Origin of the sequence: Paraburkholderia rhynchosiae, assembly GCF_002879865.1 — a bacterium.
Lineage (GTDB): Bacteria > Pseudomonadota > Gammaproteobacteria > Burkholderiales > Burkholderiaceae > Paraburkholderia > Paraburkholderia rhynchosiae.
Genome location: NZ_PNXY01000024.1, coordinates 16759 through 40036 on the forward strand (window position 1 = coordinate 16759; position 23278 = coordinate 40036).

Genomic DNA, 23278 nt, shown 5'->3' on the forward strand with positions numbered 1-23278 from the left:
CACTTCATACAAGCACCCGGGGACAAAGGTGCGCGGCGGCGGGCTTTCGCGTTCAGCTGACCCGGTTCACCACCAGATCGGCCAATTCGGCAAGACGCTGCGCGCGCGCGCCGAACGGCGCCAGCGCGGCGTGCGCGTCGCTACGCAACTGCGCTGCGAGCGAACGCGACGCGTCGAGCCCAATAATCGACACGTAGGTCGGCTTGCCGTCCTTCGCGTCTTTGCCTGCTGTCTTGCCGAGCGTCGCGGAATCGGTCGTGACGTCGAGGATATCGTCGACGACCTGAAACGCGAGGCCGACGGCGGCCGCATAGGCGTCGAGCGAACGCATTGCATCCGCGTCCGGCGCAACGCCCGCCAGCGCGCCCATGCGCACCGCGGCGCGCAGCAGCGCACCGGTCTTCATGCGGTGCATGGTTTCGAGCTGCACGCGCGTGAGCGTATGACCGACGCTCGCCAAGTCGATCGCCTGACCGCCGCACATGCCGAGCGAACCGCTCGCGAAAGCCAGTTCACGGACCAGCGCGGCTTGCTGCACGGGTGCCAGAATCTCTGAGGTCAACGCGACGAACGCCTGCGATTGCAACGCGTCGCCAACCAGCAGCGCCGTGGCTTCGTCATACTTGACGTGGACGGTGGGCTTGCCGCGACGCAGCGCGTCGTCGTCCATGCACGGCATGTCGTCATGGACGAGCGAATACACGTGGATCATCTCGAGCGCCGCCGCTGCCGCATCGAGGCACTCAGGGCGCGCCCCGGTCAATTCGCCGGCCGCATGGCACAGCAGCGGGCGAACCCGCTTGCCGCCGCCCAGCACCGCATAGCGCATCGCCTCATGCAGCTTCGCGGGCTCAGTCGTTTCCGTCGGCAGATAATGTTCGAGTGCCGCTTCGACGCGCTCGAGCACCGAGCGCATCCATTGTTCGAATGTCATAGGTCGTCCCCGCTTTCAGTAGCGGCTGTTCCTGCTGTATTCACGGGCAACGGCTTGAGCGTCTCACCGTCGAGCACGCGCACCTGCTGCTCCACCTTCTCGAGCTGCTGCTGGCAAAACGCCACCAGAGCCGCGCCGCGCCGATAGGCGGAAAGCGACTCTTCGAGGCTGAGATTGCCGCTTTCCATGCGCGCAACCAGCCCTTCCAGCTCAGCCTGTGCCGCCTCGTAATTCTCGGGCAGCGGCGTGGTGTCGACGCCTTCGGCCGGCGCCGCAGCGGTATCGTTCGACGCGGTCTTTGCCATGAATAGTCGCAAAATTAAAACAAGTCGGACATTCTACGGCAAAAGCGACAAATCCGATTTGCCAGCCCACCTTCAGGCCGCCCGTCTGCCACTAGCCGCCCTGCCAGTCTCGCAGAAAAAAATCTATTGGTCTGCGTCGAAAACACCGAACTTTCCCAACATTTTTGACCCAAATCAGTGACTTAACTGTCCCAAGGAGGGGGAAACAGGTATAATCTCGGGCTCCCTAAATCGAATCTTCGATGGTTGGGTTGTTCACTGCTTTCACGTCTTCATCGGGAGTGGGAATGTCCAATCTGAGCAATGCATTGCAGTTGCGGTCTGTTCACAGCCAACTGCCAGTCACGGCTTACTTTGACGAAGCGCTTCTAACGCGCGAAATCGAAACCCTTTTCAGGAAAGGTCCCCGTTACGTCGGGCACGATCTCATGGTGCCCGAGGTGGGGAATTATTTTGCCTTGCCCAGCGAAAGCGAGGGGCGCGTGCTCGTTCGTAACCAGCAGTCGCAAGTCGAACTGCTGTCGAACGTGTGCCGTCACCGGCAGGCCATCATGCTCAACGGCCGCGGCCACGCGGAGAATATCGTCTGTCCGCTGCATCGCTGGACGTACGATCTGAACGGCCAGCTTCTCGGCGCTCCGCATTTCGCGGACAACCCCTGCCTGAATCTCGGTGCAACGCCGCTGCAAAACTGGCAAGGGCTGCTGTTCGAAGCACAAGGCCGCAACGTCGCGCGCGATCTGGCTAGCCTCGGTACCCGCCAACACTTCGACTTCTCGGGCTTCATGTTCGATCACGTCGAAGTGCACGAGTGCAACTACAACTGGAAGACCTTCATCGAGGTCTATCTGGAGGACTACCACGTCGCGCCGTTCCATCCGGGCCTCGGCAGCTTTGTCAATTGCGACGATCTCACGTGGGAATTCGGCGAGTGGTATAGCGTGCAAACGGTCGGCGTGCACAAGGATCTTGAGCAGCCGGGTAGCCCGACGTACCGCAAATGGCACGACGAAGTGCTGCGTTTTCGCGGCGGTAATCCCCCGGAATTCGGCGCGATCTGGATGGTGTACTACCCGGGCATCATGATCGAGTGGTATCCGCACGTGCTGGTCGTGTCCTGGCTCATTCCGCGCGGTCCGCAGAAAACCACCAATGTCGTGGAGTTCTATTACCCTGAGGAAATCGCGTTGTTCGAGCGCGAGTTCGTCGAAGCCGAGCGCGCCGCCTATATGGAAACGGCCCGCGAAGACGACGAGATTGCCGAGCGCATGGACGCCGGCCGCCGCGCGCTGATGGAACGCGGTGAGTCGCAGGTCGGTCCGTATCAAAGCCCGATGGAAGACGGCATGCAGCACTTCCACGAGTTTCTGCGACGTGAGCTGGGCACGATCTGACTTGACGGTCTCTCACGCCTAACGGCGCTTTATCCGGTTCTTGCGCGAGCAGCATCAATGCGTGGAAAGACGGGCTTCGGCCCGTCTTTTTTGTTTAGACTAGCAATGTAGCCCGGCCATCCGGTCGCGTCACGAGGCCGCCGGCAGGGAACCGTCATTGCCCGCATCGAGGAAACGTCATGCCCCACACTCACTACACCACTTTGATCTCCGCGACGAATCTCGCGGAACGGCTCGCCGATGCGCCGGGCAGCGTGTTTGTCATCGACTGCCGCTTTGATCTGGCCGACCCCGAAGCCGGCGAAAAAGCCTATCTCGCCGGACATCTGCCCGGTGCGCATTATCTGCATCTCGAGCGCGATCTCTCTGGGCCGAAGAACGGCGCCAACGGGCGTCATCCGTTGCCGGATCGCGCGCGTCTGGTTGAAACGCTGGAATCGCGCGGGCTGAAGCAAGGTCAGCAAGTTGTCGCTTATGACGCGCAAGGCGGCATGTACGCCGCGCGCGCCTGGTGGCTGCTGCGCTGGCTCGGTCACGACGCGGTCGCGCTGCTCGACGGCGGACTGCAGGCGTGGGAAGCCGCCGGCCAGCCGTTGACGCAAGACGCGCCACCGCAGAACACGGGCGACTTCAAAGCAGGGGCGCCGCTTTCCGTCACCGTCGACGCGCAGATGCTCGAGCGCAATCTCGGCTCGAAGGAGCGCGTGGTGGTCGACGCGCGCGCGGCCGATCGGTATCGCGGCGAGAACGAGACGCTGGATGCCGTGGGCGGTCATATTCCCGGCGCGCTCAATCGCTTCTTCAAGGACAATCTCACCGCCGACGGCCGCTTCAAGTCGGCCCACACGCTGCGCGACGAGTTCCATGCGCTGCTGGGCGGTACGCCGCCGGAACATGTCGTCCTGCAATGCGGCTCGGGTGTGACGGCATGCGTCAATGCACTGGCGATGGAAGTCGCCGGTTTGCACGGCGCGGCGCTCTACGCGGGATCGTGGAGCGAGTGGAGTTCGGATCCGAAGCGGCCGGTCGCGACCGGGCCGAATCCTTAGATCCTCGGTACAACGCGCGGATAGCAAAGCAAAAGGCCGTTGCCGCGCATAAGCGGCAACGGCCTTTTTCATGTTTTCGTGCAGCGAGCGACGCTAGTCGGAAGGGCGTCAAACCACAAGCTCAAAACCTCAAGCCACCCCATGCTGCCTGAACCAGGCTAGCGCCCGACGCCAGCCGTCTTCGGCATCGGCCTTCTTGTAGCTCGGCCGGTAGTCCGCAAAAAACGCATGGCCCGCATCGTCATACACGACGAATTGCGAACCGCGCGCCACTTGCGGCCCTTGCGCGATCGCCCGCTTCATCTGCTCGAGCGAGTCCTGCGGAATGCTTTGATCCTGCAAGCCATAGAGGCCGAGCACCGGCGCATGAAGATCGCCGACGCGGTCGAGCGGATTCGCGGGCGTCGTCGCCGTGCGGTCGCCGGCAACGCGCCCATACCACGCGACCGCCGCCTTCAGCCGCGGATTGTGTTCGTCATACAGCCACGCGATGCGGCCGCCCCAACAGAAACCGGTCACGCCGAGCCGGTTCAGATCGCCGCCATGCTCACCGGCCCACGCAACGGCGGCGTCGAGATCGCCCAGCGCCTGGTCGTCCGGCACCTTGCTCAGAATCTGCTGGCTGATTTGCTGGATGGTCGGGAGCGCCATCGGATCGCCTTCGCGGACAAACAGATCCGGCGCGATGGCCAGATAGCCGAGCTTCGCAAAGCGCCGGCAAACATCGGCGATATGCTCATGCACGCCGAACGCCTCATGAATCACGATGATCACCGGCAAATGCGTCTTGCCCTTCGGCTGCGCGCGGTACGCCGGCACGAGCGTGCCGCCCGAGCGCACGGCAATCTCACCGGCTTCGAGGCCCTCGCTATCGGTATGGATGGTTTGTGCCGACACCGGCAACACGGCAGCCGCAAAACCGGTGCCGAGCGCGGCCTTGATGAACGTGCGTCGATTGAAGGGAACGTGCGGGACCAGACTGTCGACATCGGGGTTCAGCATGCGGCGCTCCTCGGTGAACGTTGGAGGCAACAGGATACGCCTCGCGCGTGTCCTGTTGCAGATGCAGCGTGCGACCTCTAGCGCGCCCTGCCCTCAGTGCAGCTTGACGCGCGGCAAGGTGGTGCGCCGCAGCCAGTGCGCGAAGGTATCGAGCACCATCCGCGCATAGCCGTGTAGCGCGGCGATATGCAGCCGGTACAGCGACATGTACATGAAGCGCGCAAACAGGCCTTCGATCAGCATATTGCCGCCGATCACGCCGCCCATCAGATTGCCGACCGCGCTGAAGTGCCCAAGCGACACCAGAGAGCCAAAGTCGCGATACGTGAACTCTGGCAGCGGCCTGTTCTCGAGCCGCGCCGCCAGCGCCTTCAGCAGAAAACTCGCCTGCTGATGCGCGGCTTGTGCACGCGGCGGCACGTTCCTCTCGTTGCCTGGCCACGGGCAAGCAGCACAATCGCCGAGCGCAAAGATGTCGTTGTCGATTTCGGTTTGCAGCGTGCGGCGCACGTTGAGCTGACCGAGCCGGTTGACCGGCAGGCCGTCGAGCTGGCTCAAAATGGCGGGCGCCTTGATGCCCGCAGCCCACACGGTCAGATCCGCGCGCACTGTTTTACCGCTCGCCGTGCGGATGATGCCCGGTGCGACTTCGGCCACGGTTTCGCTCGTCATCAGCTTGACGCCGAGCTTGGTAAGCAACTCAGCGGTGGCCGTCGACACGCGCTCCTGTAAAGCCGGCAAGATGCGCGGCCCCGCTTCGATCAGCACGATGCCCACGTCGTGCCGCGGGTCGAGCTTGTGCAAGCCATACGCGGACAACACCTGCGCCGTATTGCGCAACTCGGCCGAGAGTTCGACGCCGGTCGCGCCGCCGCCGACAATCGCCACCTGAATCCGCGGCTCTGAAGAAGGCGACGTGCCCAGTCCCGATTCGACCGGCTCATGCACCTGATGCTCGGCCCGCATGCAAGCCGCGATAAGCCGCTTGCGAAAGCGCTCGGCCTGGCTGACCGTGTCGAGTGCGAGGGAAAATTCCGACGCGCCTTTCACGCCGAAGAATGCCGTCGTGCTGCCGATCGCAATGATCAGCGTGTCGTATTCGAGCTGGCGCTCGGGCAGCAGTTCGGCGCCGTCGTCGTCGAGAACGGTACCCAATGTCAGACGCTTGTTCGCGCGGTCGAGACCGGTCAGCTCGCCCTGCTGAAACTCGAAGCCATGCCAGCGCGCTTGCGCTGCGTACTCGAGTTCCTGCGTGAAAGGGTCCATACTGCCGGCCGCCACTTCATGCAGCAGCGGCTTCCAGATATGCGTCGGATTGCGGTCGACGAGCGTCACTTGCGCCCGCGCACCGCCTTTATTCTTGTGGGCCGCGTAGCGATCGCCCAAGCGAGTTGCCAGCTCCAGCCCCCCCGCGCCTCCGCCAACGACGATAAAACGATGCATTGAACTCTCCGTGTTTGCCGATGGGTTGTGCGTCGTGATCGCGCGCCAGGGGCACGCGTCTTACCGATTGTCCGTGAGCGGCACGGGTTGTCACAAGCCGCCAATACGCATGTGTGACATGCACACGACGATATCGCGCGCCGTCACACGCTCGTCAATGCGCTTCTTCCCAGTTGAGCCCGGCGCCCACTTCGGCGACCAGCGGGACTTTCAGCGCGGCGACACCGCACATCAACTCGGGCAGGCGCTTGCGCACGTCGGACAGTTCTTCGTCCGGCACTTCGAGAATCAGTTCGTCGTGCACCTGCATGATCATGCGCGTGCCGATCCTGGATTGTTCAATCCACTTCTGCACGGCGATCATCGACAGCTTGATCAGGTCGGCAGCCGTGCCTTGCATTGGCGCATTGATTGCCGCGCGCTCGGCGGCCTGGCGGCGCGGACCGTTGCCGCCGTTGATCTCGGGCAGCCACAGGCGGCGGCCGAACACGGTTTCCACATAACCCTTGGCCTTCGCGCTCAAACGCGTTTCGTCCATATAGCGAGCGACGCCCGGATAACGTGCGAAATAGCGGTCTATATACAGCTTCGCGGCATCGCGCGTAATGCCCAGATTGGATGCGAGGCCGAACGAGCTCATGCCATAGATCAGGCCGAAGTTAATGACCTTGGCCACGCGCCGCTGATCGTTCGACACTTCGAGCGGCGTCACGCTAAAAATTTCCGCGGCGGTCGCACGGTGAATGTCTTCGCCTTGCGAGAACGCGCGCAGCAGCGATTCGTCGCCGGAAATGTGCGCCATGATGCGCAACTCGATCTGCGAGTAATCCGCGGAGACGAGCTTGTGCCCCGGCGGCGCAATGAATGCCTCGCGAATGCGACGGCCTTCGCCGGTGCGCACGGGAATGTTCTGCAAGTTCGGATCGTTCGACGCAAGTCGCCCCGTGACCGCGACGGCCTGCGCGTAATTCGTGTGCACGCGGCCCGTCGTGGCGTTGACCATGCGCGGCAGCTTGTCGGTATATGTCGATTTCAGCTTCGACAAACCGCGGTGTTCCAGCAGGATTTTCGGCAGCGGATAATCTTCGGCAAGCTTTTGCAGCACTTCTTCGTCGGTGGAAGGCGCGCCGCTCGGCGTCTTCTTGACGACCGGCAGCTCCAGTCTCTCAAAGAAGATCTGACCGATCTGCTTCGGCGAGCCGAGATTGAATTCGCCGCCAGCGAGCACGTATGCCTGACTCTCCAACTCGATTAGGCGCGCGGCGATTTCGCTGCTTTGCTGACGCAGTTTTTCCGCGTCGATCAATACGCCCGAACGCTCCATCTTGCGCAATACGCGCGACGTGGGCACTTCAATGTCGCGATAGACATGATCGAGCGTCTTCTCCGCGGCAAGTTGCGGATACAGCGCCCGATGCAGACGCAACGTGATGTCGGCGTCTTCCGCCGCGTATTCGGCGGCTTTGTCCAGCGCGACTTCGTCGAAACCGATTTGTTGCGCGCCCTTGCCCGCAACGTCTTCATACTTGATCGTCCTGATGCCCAGATGGCGCAACGCGAGGTTGTCCATGTCGTGCGGACGATGCGATTCGAGCACGTACGATTGCAGCAGCGTGTCATGTTCGACGCCGCGCATGTCGATGCCGTAATTAGCCAGCACCTGCTCGTCGTACTTCAGATGCTGACCGACTTTCTTGTGCTCCGCGCTTTCGAGCCACGGCTTGAGCCTGGCCAGCACTTCGTCGCGCGGCAATTGCGCGGGCGAGTCCGGGCCGCGATGCGCAACCGGGACATAAGCGGCATGGGCCGCCTCGACCGACAACGACAGACCCACGATCTGCGCGGTCATGGGATCGAGCGACGTGGTTTCGGTGTCGAACGAAGTCAGCTCTGCCGCGTTGATTTTTTGCAGCCACGCGTCGAGTTGCTCCCACGTCTGCACGGTTTCATAGTGACGTTCGTGATCGATGGTGAGCGCCGGCGGCACGTCGGTTTCCGGGCCTTCCACCGCATCGGCAATTTCGACTTCGCGCAGCCAGGTCTTGAAGCCGTGGCGCGTGAACACGTCGCGCAGTTCCTCGCGCGATTCCTGCCGGCTCTGCAGGTTGTCCTCGATCGACGCGATGTGCTCGGTCAAATCGCAATTGCGTTCGACCGTGACGAGCTTGCGCGCCATCGGCAGGAAATCGAGCGCACGTCGCAGATTGTCTCCTACCGCACCTTTAATTTCCTCTGCATGTGCAACGATGCCATCCAGCGACTCATATTGCGCGAGCCATTTGAGCGCGGTTTTCGGCCCGCATTTCTCGACGCCAGGCACGTTGTCCACGGTATCGCCGATCAACGACAGGTAGTCGACGATGCGCTCCGGCGGCACGCCGAACTTCGCAAGCACGCCGGCGCGGTCGAGTTTCTCGTTGGTCATCGTATTGATGAGGGTGACATGATCCGACACGAGCTGCGCCAGATCCTTGTCCCCAGTCGACACGATCACGTTCATGCCGCGCTTTTCCGCTTCGGTGCTGAGCGTGCCGATTACGTCGTCGGCTTCCACGCCGTCGATCATCAGAAGCGGCCAGCCGAGCGCACGCACGGCCACATGAATCGGCTCGATCTGCCGCGAGAGATCGTCCGGCATGGATGGACGATTCGCCTTATAGTCGGGATACCAGTCGTCGCGAAACGTTTTGCCCTTGGCGTCGAACACGCACGCGCTATACTCTGCTGTGACTTCCTTGCGCATGCGCCGCAGCATGTTGATCATCCCGTAGAGCGCACCCGTGGGGCCACCATCGGGCCCGCGCAGATCAGGCATCGCATGGTAGGCCCGGTACAGATAACTCGAACCGTCGACCAATAGCAGGGTCTTACCTTCAAGGCTTCGTTCTTCAGGCATTATGACTAAGAGAAAAGTGATTCCGAGTCTGCGATCACTCGCAGATCAAGAGCGCGCAACGGCAAAAAAGGCCCGCGCATCGTGGCAGATGTTCACGATTATGGCAGAGTTTATCGAGGCGACCGAGTACCTCTCGGAGATTCGTCCGGCTGTCAGCATCTATGGTTCAGCGCGCCTGAAACCCAATTCGCCGTACTACAAACTGGCCACGCAAATTGCGCGAAAGCTCTCGGACGCAGGCTTCGCCGTGATCTCCGGCGGCGGCCCAGGCATCATGGAAGCCGCGAACAAAGGCGCTCATGCAGGCAAGGCGCCTTCAGTCGGGTTGAACATCGAGCTGCCGCATGAGCAATCGGGTAATCAGTGGCAAGATATCTCGCTGCGCTTTCGTCACTTCTTCACGCGCAAGGTCACGTTCGTGAAGAATTCGGATGCGGTGATCGTGATGCCCGGCGGCTTCGGCACGCTTGACGAACTCGCGGAAGTGCTCACGCTTATTCAGACCAAGAAGTCGCGCCACGTGCCGATCATTCTGGTGGGCGCGGAGTTCTGGGAAGGCCTGCTTGCGTGGTTCAAGAACTCGCTGACGCCCATGGGCCTCATCAATCCGACCGACATCGACCTGATGCAGGTGATCGACGACCCGGACCAGGTGCTCGAAGCGGTGCTGAAGTTCTACGAAGATCGCGAAGGCGCAGAGCCGCAGCCCACCAAGGCCGAAGAAGACCGAATGTTCTATCTGTAACGCGTGAGCCTCGCGCTCGCGCGCGAAATCACTCACTCATCCACTCAAGCGGGCAGCCTCAGTGCTGCCCGCTTGCGTTTTCGCCTCATCCGTTTGATCACCTTGCGCTTGCAACCATTCGCAGAACTGCGCCACGAGCGGCGCATGCGCAACCTCCCGCCTCGCAACCCACCAATACCCGCGCGCGTCGATGCGCGGCCCCGCCAGCGGCATCACGAGCCGGCCGGACGCGAGTTCATCGGCTAGTAGCGGCAATGGACCGAGCGCCACGCCGAGTCCATCCACCGCGGCCTGCAAGGCCAGATAGAAGTGATCGAACGATTGCTTCTTCCGGCACTTCGCCGTCACGCCCGCGGCCGATAACCAGTTGCCCCACGCGTCAGGCCGCGTGTCTGAGTGCAGCAGCACGTGCCGCGCGAGGTCGTCGGCGGCCTTGATCGGCGAGCGCTGCAGCAATGCGGGACTGCATACTGGAATCTCGCTCTCGCCAAGAAACTGGCCACTTACGCAGTTCGACCAATGCGCGGGACCGCGTCGCACTGCCACGTCGAAGCTATCCAATGTTTCGACTGGCGCGTTCGACGTCGCGAGCCGCAACTCGACGTTCGGCACCTTGCGCTGGAATTGATGCAGGCGCGGTAGCAGCCACTTCATCGCGAACGTGGGCAGCGCATTCACGCGCAGAACATGCACGACGCCGGTATCGCGCAGTTGATCGGTGGCGTGCGCGATGCTGTCGAACGCGGCTTGCACGGTGGACAAATAGCGGCGGCCGTCGACCGTGAGACGCACCCGCTTGCCGTGACGCTGGAACACCTGCACGCCGAGCCACGATTCGAACGCCGCGACTTGCCGGCTGATTGCACCGTGCGTCACATGGAGTTCGTTTGCCGCCGCGGTGAAGCTTTCGTGCCGCGCCGCTGCTTCAAAGGCGCGCAGCGCGGGAAAGGGAGGGAGATTACGAGCCATGCTTGTGATTGTAAGTCACAAAGGCGCGCGTAAAAATCGTTTTGCCCCGCGATGGTTCGGCGCTAACCTCCTGAGCTTGAACTGGAAGCCAAAAGACATGGACCACGATCTCACCTCGTTCGACTCCGCCAGCGGGCCCAGGCCCACGTTGCGGGAAATCTTCGGCGGTTTTCTCGGCCTCGGCCTCATCTCATTCGGCGGCGCCTTGCCACTCGCGCGCCGCGCTTTGGTCGACCAGCGCCGCTGGCTGAGCGCCGAAGATTTCACCGATCTGCTGGGGCTGTGCCAATTCTTGCCAGGCGGCAATGTGATCAATTTGTCGGTGGCCGTCGGCATGCGTTTTCGCGGCATTCCGGGCGCTCTCGCCGGATTGCTTGGACTGATTGCCGGGCCGTCGCTCGTGGTGATCGGTCTTGGCGTGTTGTATGAGCACACGCAGGACGACCCGCATGTGCGCCATCTGTTTGCCGGTCTTGCTGCGGCCGCGGCGGGTCTATTGGTCTCGATGGCCGTGAAAATCCTGCTGCCATTGCGCAATAAACCGTTGGCCGCGCTCATCGCCGCGCTCGGCTTCGTTGCCATCGCGATCATGCGGCTGCCGCTGTTACCCACCATGCTCGTGCTGACGCCGCTCAGCATTTACATCGCATCGAGGAACGCACAATGAACGACACGCTCGTTTCTCTCGCCATCATTTTCAGTCAGCTTTCGTTGCTCGCATTCGGCGGCGGCAACACCATCCTTCCGGAGATGCAGCGTCAGGTGGTCGAGGTGCATCACTGGATGCCGGCCAGCGAATTCAGCGCGTTGTTCGCGCTCGCACAGGCCGCGCCGGGACCGAATCTGATGATCGTGACGTTGGTCGGATGGCATGTGGCCGGTTGGCCGGGCATGTTGGTAAGCTCGATCGCGAAGTTCGGGCCGTCGTCGATCGTGACGATACTCGCGCTGCACGCGTGGGATCGGTTCAAGGACCGTCCGTGGCGGCGTTACGCGCAATTGGGACTGGTGCCGGTGACGGCCGGCATCGTCGCGGCGAGCGCGGCGCTGATTGCAGAAGCGTCGGACTCTACGGCGATTGCGTGGGCGATCACCGCCTTCACCGCGGCGCTTGCACTCAAGACGCGCATTCATCCGCTATGGCTGCTGGCCGCCGGCAGCCTGATCGGGCTGACCGGCTTCGGGCAATAGCCGCGGCCTTACATTTGAACGCGCCTGGCTCGCGCGAGCGCCGCAAAAACCGCGCGCCAAAACGCCCCGCTTACTGAAACGCGACTTCCGCGAAACTGCGCAGTTTGCGGCTGTGCAAACGATGCAGCCCGTTCATGCGCAACAGTTCCATGGCTTTCACGCCGATCTGCAGATGCTGGTCGACCTGCGCGCGATAGAACTGGTCGGCCATGCCAGGCAGCTTCAGTTCGCCGTGCAACGGTTTATCGGATACGCACAGCAACGTGCCGTAAGGCACGCGGAAACGGAAACCGTTCGCGGCGATGGTCGCGCTTTCCATGTCGAGCGCGATCGCACGGCTTTGCGACAGCCGCTGCACCGGCTCGCGATGATCGCGCAATTCCCAGTTGCGGTTGTCCACGCTCGCGACGGTGCCCGTGCGCATCACGCGCTTCAATTCGACGCCGTCCAGTTGCGTGACTTGCGCGACCGCGCGCTCCAGCGCGACCTGCACTTCGGCGAGCGCCGGAATCGGCACCCACAACGGCAAGTCAGCGTCCAGCACGTGGTCCTCGCGCACATAGCCGTGCGCGAGCACGTAGTCGCCGAGGCGCTGCGTATTGCGCAGCCCCGCGCAGTGGCCCAGCATGATCCATGCATGCGGACGCAGCACGGCGATGTGATCGGTGATGGTCTTCGCGTTCGAAGGCCCGACGCCAATGTTGATCATCGTGATGCCGCTGCCGTCCGCGCGCTTCAAGTGATACGCGGGCATCTGCGGCAGACGCGGCGGCGCGGTGCCTTCCTGCGCCTGCTCGCCGAGATTCTCGTTGTACGTAACCACGTCGCCCGGTTCAACGAACGACGTGTATTCTGTGCGATACGCGCGCAGTTCCTCGTCGTCGGTATGGGCCATCATCGTGCGGCCGAGTTTGACGAACTCGTCGATATAGAACTGGTAGTTCGTGTACAGCACGTAGTTCTGGCAATGCGTGGGCGACGTTGCCGTGTAATGCTTCAGCCGATGCAGCGAAAAATCGACCCGCGCCGCCGTAAAAAGCGCGAGCGGATACGGCTCGCCCGGCAGCGGCTCGTATGTGCCGTTGACGATGCGGTCGTCGAGCAATGCAAGATCAGGCGTGTCGAACACATCGCGCATCAGGAACAGGCGCTCGCGGTCCAGATCGCCTTCAAGATGAATGCCCTCGGCAAACGCAAAATGAATTGGAATCGGCTGATTCGATACCCCGACTTCGATCTTCACATGATGGTTCTTCGCCAGCAGACGCAATTGCTCGCGATAGTAGTTGCCGAACAGATCAGGCCGCGTCACGGTCGTCTCGAACACGCCAGGCCCGGCGACGAAACCGTAGGAACGGCGCGAGTCGATATGTGTATTGACTTCCGTGCAGACGCGCACGAACGGATAGCAGGCGCGCACGCGGCGCTCAAACAGTTCGTTGCGGCGATAGCGCGCGAAGGCGTCGCGCAGGAACGAGGTGTTCGCTTCGTAAATCGCCGAGAGGCGCGTGACGGCCTCGGCAGCATCGTCGAAGGATTCGGTCGGGAAGCTGTTGGCGGGAGTCTGCACCGCGCGTTGATTGGTATCGTTGTTCATCTTCATTCGCCTCGATTGATGAGACGACATTACCACGGAACCGGTGATCGCCAAATGACCTCGCGGCGCGCGCCCTACCTGCCCCCACAGCGCTCGCAAGATTGCGGGCGCGTCGCGCGAAAGCGGCGCAAAATAAGGCGATCGCGCCCGTGGCACAAGCCGGATTTGCTAGAATCGGGGCACCATTTCGGAGAATCACCATGAAGCCGCTCCTTCCCGTCGCCGTTGCACTGGCCCTTGCCTTTGGCAACGCCGCGATGGCTGCCCAACCTGTCGACGACACTCCGCCCGCTGGCGCACCGCAGTCCGCCAACGAACGCGCCGGCCTGCCCGACCTGGAGAAGATCAATCGGCCGGCTGCCCAGGTCAGCTCGAAGGTCGAAATCAACGTCCCGCGCACGCCGAGTTTTTACGAACGCAGCGCCAACGGCACCGAAATCACCGAATACCGCGACAAAGGCAAGCCTGTTGAAATCAACGTGCATTCGAACCTGGGCACGCGCTACCACATGAGTGCGCCGCTCGACACATCGCCTACGGTGCGCGACAACGGCCGCGCGAGCACGCGTTTGCCGTCGGTGAATCTCAGTTATTGATGCGCAACGGGGCGCCGGCGCCGCCCCATCAACGCACCTGCGCCGACGTGCGTCGCCGTTGCTGTTGACGTGAATCCCGCCGGTGTTGCCCTGAATCCCGCGGCTCTTTCGGGCCTGCCTGAACGCGCGTTCCACACTGCTTTCACCACCGCACGTATCCCGCTGGCCGCATCGCGCCAGCCCGACCAACCTGACCTGACGTTTCCCGCATGGCTGTCTTCACCGCTGTCACTGAATCCCAACTAGCAGACTGGATGCGCCATTACGATCTCGGCGAAGTCGTCGAGTTTCGCGGCATTACGTCCGGCATCGAAAACAGCAACTTTTTTCTGACGACGACGCGCGGCGAATACGTCCTCACGATTTTCGAAAAGCTGACCGCTCGACAACTGCCTTTCTATCTCGATCTGATGCGGCATCTTGCGGCGCACCGTGTGCCGGTGCCGGACCCGATGCCGCGCGAGGACGGCGCGCTATTCGGCATGCTGCACGGCAAACCCGCGGCCATCGTCACGAAACTCGAAGGGAAGCCGGAGTTGGCGCCTGGCGTCGAACACTGCATCGAAGTCGGGCAGATGCTGGCGCGCATGCATCTGGCGGGACGCGATTACACCGGCTATCAACCGAACCTGCGCAGCTTGCCGTGGTGGAAGGAAACGGTGCCGACCATCCTGCCGTTTCTCGAAGGCGAGCAACGCGAACTGCTGTCGTCGGAACTCGCGCATCAGGAGGCGTTTTTTGCGTCGGCGGACTACGCCGCGCTGCCCGAGGGTCCGTGCCACGCCGATCTGTTTCGCGACAACGCCATGTTTGCGCACGCCGCGCCCGAGACGGGCCACGAAGTGCGCCTCGGCGGCTTCTTCGACTTTTATTTTGCCGGCTGCGACAAGTGGCTGTTCGACGTCGCGGTGACCGTCAACGACTGGTGCGTCGACCTCGCCACCGGCAAGCTCGATCCGGCGCGCACCGAGGCCATGCTGCGCGCGTATCAGACCGTGCGCCCGTTCACCGTCGAAGAAAATCGCCATTGGGGCGACATGCTGCGCGCCGGCGCATACCGTTTCTGGGTCTCGCGCCTGTATGATTTTCATCTGCCGCGCGCGGCCGAACTGCTCAAACCGCACGACCCCGGCCATTTCGAGCGCATTCTGCGCGAACGCCTGTCCGGCGTCGCACTTCCAGGCATTCATACCTCATGCAACTGATCGAAGTCCCCGCGAAAACCGGCTATGTATGGTTCCGGCAAGGTATCTGGCTGTTCCGCAAGAATCCGCTCGCATTCCTGACGCTGTTCTTCACCTATCTGTTGGTGATGACGCTGGTGGCGCAAATCCCGCTAGTCGGCAGTGTGTTGCCGCTGGCGTTCATTCCGGGCGTCGCCGTCGGCTTCATGGCCGCATGCCGCAATACGATTGCCGGAAAGCCGGTGTTTCCCACCATCCTCGTGGATGGGTTTCGTTCCTATGGGCCGGTGGTTGCCAGGCGACTGATCGTGCTCGGCGTGTTCTACGTCATCGCAATGGCTGTGGTGCTGGCCGGTTCGGCGCTCGCTGACGGCGGCATGTTGCTGAAGGTGATGCTCGGCGCGGGCGCGGCCATGGATCCCGAGGCAGTGGCCAACAGCAATATGCCGCTGGCCGTGGTGACGGCGTTCGCGTTCTATATTCCGGTGGCGATGCTTTTCTGGTTCTCGCCCATTCTCGCGGCGTGGCATGACGTGCCGCCGATCAAGGCGATGTTCTTCAGCCTGGTGAGTTGCTGGCGCAATCGCGGGGCGTTCATCGTGTTCGGCGCGCTGTGGTTTGCCGTGGCAATGACGGTGTCGCTCGGCTTGTCCGCGTTGATGCAGGCGCTCGGCGCCGGAGAGTTCGCATTCGCCGTCCTGATGCCCGCTACGATGATCGTCACAACCATGCTCTATTGCTCGTTCTACGCGACGTATCGCGGCTGTTACGGCGTGCAAACGCCCGAGACGCCGGACCTGCCGACCACACCGGCGGCCTGACGACCGCGCCTTAAACAGCCGTACAGAGGCGCGGGCGCTTTTCTGTCGCCCGCGCGCACGCCGCCTTCGTTGCGGCGCCCGCCTCGCGAATCCTCTTACTCCCCGCACTCGTCAACGTCCGCCGATTTGCGGCACAATGGTTTGCGTGCGATCCATTTGCGCGCACTCCTTTTGATACGAGATGCACGATGACTCAGCGCCCCACTTTGCCCTTCACGCTCGACGAGCAACTGTGCTTCGCCCTCTACTCGACTTCACTGGCGATGACCAAGGCGTACAAGCCGCTTCTCGACAAACTTGGTCTCACGTATCCGCAGTATCTGGCGATGCTTGTGCTGTGGGAGAGCGACGACGTCACAGTCAAGGACATGGCCACACGCCTCAACCTGGATTCCGCGACGGTCACGCCGTTGCTCAAGCGACTCGAGACGCAGGGTCTCGTCGAGCGGATACGCGGAGTCGAGGACGAGCGTCTCGTCTACATTCGGCTCACGAAGGCTGGTGCCGCGCTCAAGCGCCAGGCGCGCGAAGTGCCCGCTGAGATCTTCTGCGCGACGCAACAGACGCCAGAATTCCTGCTGCGTTTGCGCGACGATCTGACGCGTCTGCGTACCACGCTCAACGACTACATGGACCATTAGGCAGCGCTAGCGGTAAAACGCCCGCTATCGGCGCGATGCAAAATTTCATTTGCACACAAATGATTTGTGTACTATCTTTATCGCATGCCGCTTCGAGAACACTGTGTCGGAACGGCGGGCAAGCGAAAGCGGCAAACATGCAGACCTTCATAAACCGGATCAAGGAGCAGCACAATGAACATCCTTTACAAAGCGAGCGCAACGAGCACCGGTGGCCGCGACGGCCGTGCAGTGTCGTCGGATAATGCGTTGGACGTTAAGCTCGCGGCGCCGCGCGAACTCGGCGGCAACGGCGCAGCCGGCACGAACCCGGAGCAGTTGTTCGCCGCCGGCTATTCGGCGTGTTTTCTAAGCGCGATGAAGTTCGTCGCCGGCCAGAGCAAGCAGACATTGCCCGCCGATACGCAAGTCACCGCTGAAGTCGGCATCGGCCCGAACGACAACGGCGGTTTCGCATTGGACATCGATCTGCGCATCTCGTTGCCGGGCCTCGATGCGGATGCGGCCAAGCAACTGGTCGACGCGGCTCACCAGGTTTGTCCGTACTCGAACGCCACGCGCAACAACGTCGCGGTTCGTTTGCAAGTCGCGTAAGCTGCGACGTCGGCGAGCCGCTCAACAGCTCCCGTCGAAGCGGCGCGACACTTGCGCTCCGCCTGATCCGCGCCCGCCCCTCGAAGCCGAGGGCGGGCGCGCAGCCATTTGCCGCACCACATTCCGATGACACGCGCCCGACGACTGAACGACACCTTCGATACCGGTCTGGTCTGGCTCCGCCGCGACCTGCGCAGCACCGACAACGCCGCGCTGTACTACGCGCTCAAACATTGTGAGCGCGTCTGGTGCGTGTTCGTGTTCGACACGACGATCCTGCAGCCGCTGATCGACAAGTGGCAGGTGCGCCATCCGGGCACGCAAGCGCAAGATCGCCGCATCGAGTTCATTCTTGCGTCGTTGCGCGAACTCGATGACGCGCTGCGCGCTCACGGTGGCGGCCTCATTGTGCTGTACGGCGATCCGGCGGCTCTCGTACCGAAGCTCGCCAACGAGCTTCGAGTGGATGTGGTATTTGCGAATCATGACTACGAGCCCGCCGCTATGGAACGCGACGAGACGGTGCGCGAGCGTCTCGCCGAAGCGGGACGCCAGTGGCTGACGTTCAAGGATCAGGTGATTTTCGAGCGCGCGGAACTGTTGACTGGCCAGAACAAGCCATTCACGGTGTTCACGCCGTACAAGAACGCGTGGCTCAAGCAATTGACGAGCTTCGATCTCGAACCGTATTCAGTCGAAAGTTACATGAGCCATTTGGCCGCGCTGCCGCCAAAGCTCGACCGGCAGTTGCCGACGGTTCATCAACTCGGCTTCGCGCCCGGCAATCTTGCGGAACTGGACTTGCCCACGGGTATGAGCGGCGCGCAACATCTGCTCGACGACTTCGTGACGCGCATTGACCGCTACGCCGAGCGGCGCGATTTTCCGGCGGCCAAAGGCCCGAGCTATCTGTCGGTGCATCTGCGCTTCGGCACCATCTCGATTCGCACGCTGGCACGGTTCGCCCATGAGATGTCGCTACAACCGGACGGAAGTGGGTCGGCCACGTGGCTATCGGAACTCATCTGGCGAGATTTCTACTTCATGATCCTCTCGCATCACCCGAGGCTGGCGAGCGGCGCGTCGTTCAAGGAGGAGTACGACCAATTGCGCTGGGAGCAAGGCCCCGAAGCGGACGAGGCGTTCGCCGCATGGTGCGAAGGCCGCACGGGCTATCCGCTGATCGACGCCGCGATGTTGCAGCTTAACCGCACCGGCTACATGCATAACCGTCTGCGGATGGTGACAGCGAGTTTTCTCGTGAAGGATCTCGGCGTCGACTGGCGACTCGGCGAGCGCTATTTCGCGAATCAGCTCAACGACTTCGACTTTGCGGCGAATAACGGCGGCTGGCAGTGGGCGGCGTCGACGGGATGCGATGCGCAGCCGTATTTCCGGATCTTCAATCCGGTCACGCAGTCGGAAAAATTCGATGCCGAGGGGCGATTCATCAAACGCTATCTGCCGCAGCTCGCGAAGCTGCCGGTCAGATGGATTCACGCGCCGTGGTTGGCAGGCGTGGAACGGCTAGCGGAATTCGGCGTGGTGCTGGGTCGAGACTACCCGGCGCCGATCGTCGACCATGCGCAAGCCCGGGCGCGGACGCTGGCCCGTTTTGGCAAGTGAGCATACGCTCACATTGGTTTCATGACGCAGCCAGGGGACGGCTGTTTGTGGCTTGACTACTATTCGGGGACGCGAGCTTAGGCGCTTCGCCCCGCACCGGCGTCATCACGACCCGCCGATGCTTCAACTGACGCGCAGCTTAGTGCTGGCTCATCCACGACGGCTGACGGAAGTTCGCTTCGCGATCCAGCTTGCGCATGCGGAATTCAAGGTCGTAAAGGTCGGTCGCTTCGGCGAGGAATGCGTCAGCGCGTTCTTTCGCGAGTTGTTCGGGCGACTTCGTCAGAAACAGGAACAGGCGGGTAAGCAGATACATGGTGAACCTCGGCAATGAGTTAGGCGTTAGCGCCTAGGGGATAACCCGTATTATAGGGAGAACCCTAGGACTATGCCAACATTCATTTCGAAGTGTTGCTCAAGCGTCACCGGGCGTGGGCAGAGGCCTCTGCAGCGGCGCTTTCGATCAAACCAGCGCCCACGCGCCGCTGATGCTTGAAAAATTCCCATACGATGGCGCTAGCGTCTGGACCCTTCGCGGAATGGAATGGCACGGCGTCATCTCCGCCGCTCCAGGCATGGGCGAGTCCCTGCACGCGACACACGCGCACGACCCGCCGGCCGCTGCGGAAATAATCGCGCATCGTCACGCCGCCTTTACGCTCTTCGCGCAGTTCGCCGGATTTACGTGCGCCCTTCGGGTCGATCATGCGGTTCAGACGGAGAAACTGCGTCGCAAGCTGGTCGGCATTGACCGGCGCGACCACATGATCGGCGTCGCCGTGGATGATGATCGCCGGCATGCCCGGATAATGGGCGACATCGGCGACCTCGTCGACGAGTTCCACCGGTTCGCGCCGCGCGCCGCGCCGCATGACGTCCATCGCGGTGATGCCGGAGCGCGCCTCGCCGAAAGCCGGCCCGGAATGCAGCGCCACCGCGGCGAACCGCTCGGGATGATGCAGCGCCAGCAGCGCCGTCAACCCCGCTCCCGCCGAAATTCCGGCGACATACACGCGCTCGCTGTCAAAACCATGCTGCGCGACCAGCGCATCGACGAGCGACACCACCGCGCGGGCCTCCGCGCCGCCAGCGCTGTCGCCCGCGTCGTACCAATGCCAGCAGCGGTGCGAATGCGCATGCTTCGACTGTTCCGGATAGACGACAGCGAAGCCGAAGCGGTCCGCCAGCACATTCATCCGCGTGCCTTGCGCGAATTCGTCGATCGATTGGGTACAGCCGTGCAGCATGACCACCACGGGCATCGCCTCAAGAGCGTGGCCGGGCGGCACATACAAGCCATACTGGAGATGATTGACCAGCCGGCCAGGCGAGGCGGGCGCCGAATGGAACGAACGTGTCCACGAGCCGCCCGCCCAAGCCGCTGCGCGCGGGCGCACACGCGATTCGCGCGCGGTCGCAAGCGGCGCCTCGCGTTTGGCCGGCGCGCGAACTGCGGTGGTCTTCAGCGGGCGAACTTTGGTCGACGGCTTACTGGCCGCCGGACGCGCCGGGCGCGTCGCGGCACGCTTGGCCGTCTTGTGTGCGTGCTCGGTCTGGATCGCGAGCAGGCGCTTCAGCCCGCGGAGCCAGATCTTCGATAGACTTTTTGCCATCGGCGCAAAACCTCGCAAAAAGGGGCAGGATTATTCAGTGCAAATGCCTTTCTTGTGCAATGCACAATAACATCAATCCTCATGCCATGCAGAGGACATGAAACGAATCCTGCACCGGCAGTTCGCCGCGATGAACCTTGCAGCGTGACCGGCATCAAAGCACTTTCGACGCTTGTTACGCACCGAACGTCCGGAAGCAAAAAGCTTTCTTGCGCAGAGAATATGCCTGGCGGCCGCTGTCTATACTGGCGGTTACCCGACGCGTCGGCGATTGGTGCCGCTCGCGCGTTGCATTGTTGTTTCCCCCGATTCTATGCGGCTCTGATCGCCTTTTTTCGATGCCCGACCTATCAGCCCATCTGTGGTACTCGATCACCAGCCTTGGCGCCGCCGGCATGACGCTGCCGCTGGCGCTCGCCATCGCGCTGTGGCTGGCGGTCGGCTACACGTGGCGCATGGCGGCCGGCTGGCTGTTGTTGCTCGGCGCGGCGATCGGCGTGGTCACGGCGACAAAACTCGCGTTCCTCGGCTGGGGCGTCGGGGTGCGCGAACTGGATTTCACGGGTGTCAGCGGCCACGCGATGCTGTCCACGGCCGTTTATCCAGTCAGCCTGTTTCTGATGCTTTTGCGCACGCGGCCGTCCATTCGCGTGCTGGGCGTACTCGTTGGGCTTGCCGCGGGAATGGCCGTGGGTTTGTCGCGCGTCGTATTGAGCGCCCACTCGCCTTCCGAAGCGATTACCGGATGTCTCGTCGGCGCGCTAGCCGCCCTGCTGTTTGTGCGCATGGCCTGGAACGCCGAACCGGAGCGGCTTTCCGCGCTTCCCGTCGCCGCGAGTCTGATGGTGCTCGCGGTGCTGATGCATGGCGTTCATGTGCCGACCCAGCGCTGGGTGACCCACATCGCGCTGAAGGTGTCCGGCCACGACCGGCCGTTCATCCGCGCCAAATGGAAGGCCGTGCGCAATGTCCGCTCTGCCGTGGCGCCCCTCTCGCAGACCCTCAACACGCTCGCGCCGCCACGCTCGTTGAACGTCTGAATTCCCCTCCTCGTTTGCGGACCACTTCATGTAAGCAGTTGAATGCTCTTCATGCCAGCGCTATAACCTCATGTATATTACGATGTGCGTTTTAACCACCGCGCCGGCACACGCCGGGCCTTCAAACTTTCATGACACTGTCCCGCCGCCTGCTGAAACGAGCGCTGTTAATTGCCAGCGCCATCTCCGTTGCCTTTAGCGCGAACGCGCGCGCCGACGAACTCATTGTCTCGGCCGCCGCCAGCCTGACCAATGCGTTCAAAGCGGTGAGCGAGGCGTTCGAACAGCAGCACGCCGGCACGAAAGTGCTGTTGAACTTCGGCGCGTCGGACGTATTGATGCAGCAAATTGCCAAAGGCGCGCCCGCCGACGTGTTCGCATCCGCGGATCAGAAGGCGATGGACAAGGCTGCAGCCGAAAAAGTCATCGTGCCGGCTACGCGCAAGAACTTCGCCGCCAATTCGCTGGTGCTCATCGTGCCGGCGGACAGCCGTTTTGCGCCGGCCGGCGTGAACGAGCTGACATCGTCGAATGTGAAACGGGTCGCGTATGGCGATCCGGCTTCCGTGCCGGTGGGCCGATACACGCAGGGCGCGCTGCAGGCCGCCGGCGTCTGGGACGCCGTGAGCGCGAAGGCCGTGCTCGCGGCGAACGTGCGTCAAAGCCTCGACTATGTGTCGCGTGGGGAAGTCGACGCCGGATTCGTGTTCGGCACCGACGCCGCGATCATCCCCGGCAAAGTCAAGGTCGCGCTGACCGTGCCGACGCAAACGCCGATCACCTACCCCATCGCGCAAGTCGAAGGCAGCCGTCATGCGGCGAACGCCCAAGCCTTCGTGAACTTCGTGCTGTCGCCGGCCGGTCAGGCGGTGCTCGCGAAGTACGGCTTCAAGCCCGCCCACCAAGCTCGTTAATCCCGCTAATCCACTAAGCAATCACGCCGACACGGACCGCGCACGATCATGCAACAGGCCTGGATTCCGCTAATGCTGTCGCTCAAAGTGGCGGGCTGGGCGACTGCGCTCAATCTGATATTCGGCGTCGCGACGGGTTTCGCTTTATCGCGCTGGCGCTCGGGCGCGCGTGACGTCGTCGATTCATTGCTGATGCTGCCGCTCGTCATGCCGCCCACGGTGCTCGGTTACTACCTGCTCGTCTTGCTCGGACGACGCGGCGTGATCGGCGCCTGGCTCGACCGCTTCGACATTCAACTGGTGTTCACCTGGCAAGGCGCGGTGATCGCGTCGACGGTGGTCGCTTTCCCGCTCGTGCTGAAGTCCGCGCGCGCCGCCTTCGAAGCCGTGGATCCACAACTCGAGCGCGCCGCGCGCACGCTCGGCGTCAGCGAGACGGCGGTCTTCTTTCGGGTGAGCCTGCCGCTTGCCGCGCGCGGCATTCTCGCCGGCGGTTTGCTGGCGTTCGCGCGGGCGCTCGGCGAATTCGGCGCTACGCTGATGATCGCGGGGAACTTACCGGGCCGCACGCAGACGCTTTCCGTTGCGGTCTATTCAGCCGTGCAAGCCGGCGACGACGTCACCGCGAATTTTCTGGTGCTCGTGACGTCGGCAGCTTGCGTCGTCATTCTGCTGCTCGCTGGCCGTCTGGTGCCGCAGCACACGCTTCTGGCTTCCCGCTGAC

Annotated in this window: 23 protein-coding genes; 14 read left to right on the forward strand and 9 right to left on the reverse strand. The window is 62.6% G+C overall.

From position 1 onward, the window contains the following. Positions 1-52: 52 nt before the first annotated feature. Complete coding sequence (locus C0Z16_RS26815; protein ID WP_102635088.1) at positions 53-934, reverse strand: polyprenyl synthetase family protein; 882 nt, start codon at positions 932-934, stop codon at positions 53-55. After that, entirely contained in the window at positions 931-1239 is a 309-nt protein-coding gene (locus C0Z16_RS26820; protein ID WP_102635089.1) for an exodeoxyribonuclease VII small subunit, read from the reverse strand. The genes C0Z16_RS26815 and C0Z16_RS26820 overlap by 4 nt, the downstream gene beginning before the upstream one ends. 287 nt (positions 1240-1526) lie before the next feature. Between C0Z16_RS26820 and C0Z16_RS26825 the strand changes: the two genes are divergently transcribed. Both C0Z16_RS26825 and C0Z16_RS26830 read left to right on the forward strand, forming a co-directional pair. Beyond that, the gene (locus C0Z16_RS26825; RefSeq protein ID WP_102635090.1) at positions 1527-2633 is read left to right on the forward strand and encodes an aromatic ring-hydroxylating oxygenase subunit alpha; all 1107 of its coding nucleotides are present in this window, start codon (positions 1527-1529) and stop codon (positions 2631-2633) included. 179 nt (positions 2634-2812) lie between these two features. Continuing rightward, positions 2813-3682: a sulfurtransferase gene (locus tag C0Z16_RS26830; RefSeq protein ID WP_102635091.1), complete on the forward strand. Its 870-nt coding sequence runs from the start codon at positions 2813-2815 to the stop codon at positions 3680-3682. 129 nt (positions 3683-3811) lie between these two features. Here C0Z16_RS26830 and C0Z16_RS26835 read toward each other — a convergent pair whose 3' ends face one another. From C0Z16_RS26835 to polA, 3 genes are all read right to left on the reverse strand, one after another. Then, complete coding sequence (locus tag C0Z16_RS26835; protein WP_102635092.1) at positions 3812-4684, reverse strand: dienelactone hydrolase family protein; 873 nt, start codon at positions 4682-4684, stop codon at positions 3812-3814. Positions 4685-4777: 93 nt separating this feature from the next. Further along, complete coding sequence (locus C0Z16_RS26840; protein ID WP_102635093.1) at positions 4778-6127, reverse strand: NAD(P)/FAD-dependent oxidoreductase; 1350 nt, start codon at positions 6125-6127, stop codon at positions 4778-4780. Between the two features lie 154 nt (positions 6128-6281). Beyond that, positions 6282-9023, reverse strand: coding sequence for a DNA polymerase I (gene polA / locus C0Z16_RS26845; RefSeq protein ID WP_102635094.1), 2742 nt, complete (start codon positions 9021-9023; stop codon positions 6282-6284). A 1-nt stretch (position 9024) separates the two neighbouring features. Here polA and C0Z16_RS26850 point away from each other — a divergent pair, with 1 nt between their 5' ends. Then, a complete protein-coding gene (locus tag C0Z16_RS26850) occupies positions 9025-9768 on the forward strand; it encodes an LOG family protein (protein WP_102635095.1) in 744 nt (247 codons plus the stop codon). Positions 9769-9804: 36 nt separating this feature from the next. On the opposite strand, the gene C0Z16_RS26855 is transcribed toward C0Z16_RS26850, so the two are convergent. Next, positions 9805-10737, reverse strand: coding sequence for a transcriptional regulator GcvA (locus tag C0Z16_RS26855; protein ID WP_102635096.1), 933 nt, complete (start codon positions 10735-10737; stop codon positions 9805-9807). 97 nt (positions 10738-10834) lie between these two features. On the opposite strand from C0Z16_RS26855, the gene C0Z16_RS26860 reads away from it, so the two are divergent. Together C0Z16_RS26860 and C0Z16_RS26865 are read left to right on the forward strand one after the other, a co-directional pair. Beyond that, positions 10835-11404 carry a chromate transporter gene (locus C0Z16_RS26860; protein ID WP_102635153.1) on the forward strand — a complete coding sequence of 190 codons (570 nt, stop codon included), beginning with the start codon at positions 10835-10837 and terminating at the stop codon, positions 11402-11404. Continuing rightward, positions 11401-11928 carry a chromate transporter gene (locus C0Z16_RS26865; protein ID WP_102635097.1) on the forward strand — a complete coding sequence of 176 codons (528 nt, stop codon included), beginning with the start codon at positions 11401-11403 and terminating at the stop codon, positions 11926-11928. The genes C0Z16_RS26860 and C0Z16_RS26865 overlap by 4 nt, the downstream gene beginning before the upstream one ends. A gap of 70 nt (positions 11929-11998) precedes the next feature. Here C0Z16_RS26865 and C0Z16_RS26870 read toward each other — a convergent pair whose 3' ends face one another. Beyond that, positions 11999-13525, reverse strand: a complete 1527-nt coding sequence (locus tag C0Z16_RS26870; protein ID WP_102635154.1) for an AMP nucleosidase — start codon at positions 13523-13525, stop codon at positions 11999-12001. 200 nt (positions 13526-13725) lie between these two features. Between C0Z16_RS26870 and C0Z16_RS26875 the strand changes: the two genes are divergently transcribed. From C0Z16_RS26875 to C0Z16_RS26900, 6 genes are all read left to right on the forward strand, one after another. Continuing rightward, the gene (locus C0Z16_RS26875) at positions 13726-14121 is read left to right on the forward strand and encodes a hypothetical protein (RefSeq protein WP_102635098.1); all 396 of its coding nucleotides are present in this window, start codon (positions 13726-13728) and stop codon (positions 14119-14121) included. A gap of 209 nt (positions 14122-14330) precedes the next feature. Further along, the gene (locus C0Z16_RS26880) at positions 14331-15326 is read left to right on the forward strand and encodes a homoserine kinase (RefSeq protein ID WP_102635099.1); all 996 of its coding nucleotides are present in this window, start codon (positions 14331-14333) and stop codon (positions 15324-15326) included. Further along, a complete protein-coding gene (locus tag C0Z16_RS26885) occupies positions 15317-16126 on the forward strand; it encodes a BPSS1780 family membrane protein (RefSeq protein WP_102635100.1) in 810 nt (269 codons plus the stop codon). Before C0Z16_RS26880 ends, C0Z16_RS26885 begins: the two co-directional genes overlap by 10 nt. A 188-nt stretch (positions 16127-16314) precedes the next feature. After that, complete coding sequence (locus C0Z16_RS26890) at positions 16315-16767, forward strand: MarR family winged helix-turn-helix transcriptional regulator (protein ID WP_102635101.1); 453 nt, start codon at positions 16315-16317, stop codon at positions 16765-16767. Positions 16768-16941: 174 nt separating this feature from the next. Further along, a complete protein-coding gene (locus C0Z16_RS26895; RefSeq protein ID WP_102635102.1) occupies positions 16942-17361 on the forward strand; it encodes an organic hydroperoxide resistance protein in 420 nt (139 codons plus the stop codon). Between the two features lie 126 nt (positions 17362-17487). Continuing rightward, on the forward strand, positions 17488-18987 hold the full coding sequence (locus C0Z16_RS26900; protein WP_102635103.1) for a cryptochrome/photolyase family protein: 1500 nt from the start codon (positions 17488-17490) through the stop codon (positions 18985-18987). Positions 18988-19126: 139 nt separating this feature from the next. Here the strand turns inward: C0Z16_RS26900 and C0Z16_RS26905 are convergent, their stop codons facing one another. Together C0Z16_RS26905 and C0Z16_RS26910 are read right to left on the reverse strand one after the other, a co-directional pair. After that, positions 19127-19303, reverse strand: a complete 177-nt coding sequence (locus tag C0Z16_RS26905) for a DUF3563 family protein (RefSeq protein ID WP_013342022.1) — start codon at positions 19301-19303, stop codon at positions 19127-19129. Between the two features lie 106 nt (positions 19304-19409). Continuing rightward, complete coding sequence (locus tag C0Z16_RS26910) at positions 19410-20600, reverse strand: extracellular catalytic domain type 1 short-chain-length polyhydroxyalkanoate depolymerase (RefSeq protein WP_102635104.1); 1191 nt, start codon at positions 20598-20600, stop codon at positions 19410-19412. A gap of 338 nt (positions 20601-20938) precedes the next feature. Here C0Z16_RS26910 and C0Z16_RS26915 point away from each other — a divergent pair, with 338 nt between their 5' ends. The 3 genes from C0Z16_RS26915 (at position 20939) to modB (ending at position 23277) form a co-directional block, all read left to right on the forward strand. After that, the gene (locus tag C0Z16_RS26915; RefSeq protein WP_102635105.1) at positions 20939-21640 is read left to right on the forward strand and encodes a phosphatase PAP2 family protein; all 702 of its coding nucleotides are present in this window, start codon (positions 20939-20941) and stop codon (positions 21638-21640) included. Between the two features lie 131 nt (positions 21641-21771). Further along, positions 21772-22554, forward strand: a complete 783-nt coding sequence (modA, locus tag C0Z16_RS26920) for a molybdate ABC transporter substrate-binding protein (protein WP_102635106.1) — start codon at positions 21772-21774, stop codon at positions 22552-22554. Positions 22555-22602: 48 nt separating this feature from the next. After that, on the forward strand, positions 22603-23277 hold the full coding sequence (gene modB, locus C0Z16_RS26925; protein ID WP_102635107.1) for a molybdate ABC transporter permease subunit: 675 nt from the start codon (positions 22603-22605) through the stop codon (positions 23275-23277). The last annotated feature ends 1 nt before the right edge of the window (position 23278 follow it).

Excerpts from the sequence above, each read along its gene's own strand:
- C0Z16_RS26815 (WP_102635088.1), bottom strand. The coding sequence starts at position 934 with ATGACATTCGAACAATGGATGCGCTCGGTGCTCGAGCGCGTCGAAGCG.
- C0Z16_RS26820 (WP_102635089.1), bottom strand. The coding sequence starts at position 1,239 with ATGGCAAAGACCGCGTCGAACGATACCGCTGCGGCGCCGGCCGAAGGC.
- C0Z16_RS26825 (WP_102635090.1), top strand. The coding sequence starts at position 1,527 with ATGTCCAATCTGAGCAATGCATTGCAGTTGCGGTCTGTTCACAGCCAA.
- C0Z16_RS26830 (WP_102635091.1), top strand. The coding sequence starts at position 2,813 with ATGCCCCACACTCACTACACCACTTTGATCTCCGCGACGAATCTCGCG.
- C0Z16_RS26835 (WP_102635092.1), bottom strand. The coding sequence starts at position 4,684 with ATGCTGAACCCCGATGTCGACAGTCTGGTCCCGCACGTTCCCTTCAAT.
- C0Z16_RS26840 (WP_102635093.1), bottom strand. The coding sequence starts at position 6,127 with ATGCATCGTTTTATCGTCGTTGGCGGAGGCGCGGGGGGGCTGGAGCTG.
- polA (WP_102635094.1), bottom strand. The coding sequence starts at position 9,023 with ATGCCTGAAGAACGAAGCCTTGAAGGTAAGACCCTGCTATTGGTCGAC.
- C0Z16_RS26850 (WP_102635095.1), top strand. The coding sequence starts at position 9,025 with ATGACTAAGAGAAAAGTGATTCCGAGTCTGCGATCACTCGCAGATCAA.
- C0Z16_RS26855 (WP_102635096.1), bottom strand. The coding sequence starts at position 10,737 with ATGGCTCGTAATCTCCCTCCCTTTCCCGCGCTGCGCGCCTTTGAAGCA.
- C0Z16_RS26860 (WP_102635153.1), top strand. The coding sequence starts at position 10,835 with ATGGACCACGATCTCACCTCGTTCGACTCCGCCAGCGGGCCCAGGCCC.
- C0Z16_RS26865 (WP_102635097.1), top strand. The coding sequence starts at position 11,401 with ATGAACGACACGCTCGTTTCTCTCGCCATCATTTTCAGTCAGCTTTCG.
- C0Z16_RS26870 (WP_102635154.1), bottom strand. The coding sequence starts at position 13,525 with ATGAACAACGATACCAATCAACGCGCGGTGCAGACTCCCGCCAACAGC.
- C0Z16_RS26875 (WP_102635098.1), top strand. The coding sequence starts at position 13,726 with ATGAAGCCGCTCCTTCCCGTCGCCGTTGCACTGGCCCTTGCCTTTGGC.
- C0Z16_RS26880 (WP_102635099.1), top strand. The coding sequence starts at position 14,331 with ATGGCTGTCTTCACCGCTGTCACTGAATCCCAACTAGCAGACTGGATG.
- C0Z16_RS26885 (WP_102635100.1), top strand. The coding sequence starts at position 15,317 with ATGCAACTGATCGAAGTCCCCGCGAAAACCGGCTATGTATGGTTCCGG.
- C0Z16_RS26890 (WP_102635101.1), top strand. The coding sequence starts at position 16,315 with ATGACTCAGCGCCCCACTTTGCCCTTCACGCTCGACGAGCAACTGTGC.
- C0Z16_RS26895 (WP_102635102.1), top strand. The coding sequence starts at position 16,942 with ATGAACATCCTTTACAAAGCGAGCGCAACGAGCACCGGTGGCCGCGAC.
- C0Z16_RS26900 (WP_102635103.1), top strand. The coding sequence starts at position 17,488 with ATGACACGCGCCCGACGACTGAACGACACCTTCGATACCGGTCTGGTC.
- C0Z16_RS26905 (WP_013342022.1), bottom strand. The coding sequence starts at position 19,303 with ATGTATCTGCTTACCCGCCTGTTCCTGTTTCTGACGAAGTCGCCCGAA.
- C0Z16_RS26910 (WP_102635104.1), bottom strand. The coding sequence starts at position 20,600 with ATGGCAAAAAGTCTATCGAAGATCTGGCTCCGCGGGCTGAAGCGCCTG.
- C0Z16_RS26915 (WP_102635105.1), top strand. The coding sequence starts at position 20,939 with ATGCCCGACCTATCAGCCCATCTGTGGTACTCGATCACCAGCCTTGGC.
- modA (WP_102635106.1), top strand. The coding sequence starts at position 21,772 with ATGACACTGTCCCGCCGCCTGCTGAAACGAGCGCTGTTAATTGCCAGC.
- modB (WP_102635107.1), top strand. The coding sequence starts at position 22,603 with ATGCAACAGGCCTGGATTCCGCTAATGCTGTCGCTCAAAGTGGCGGGC.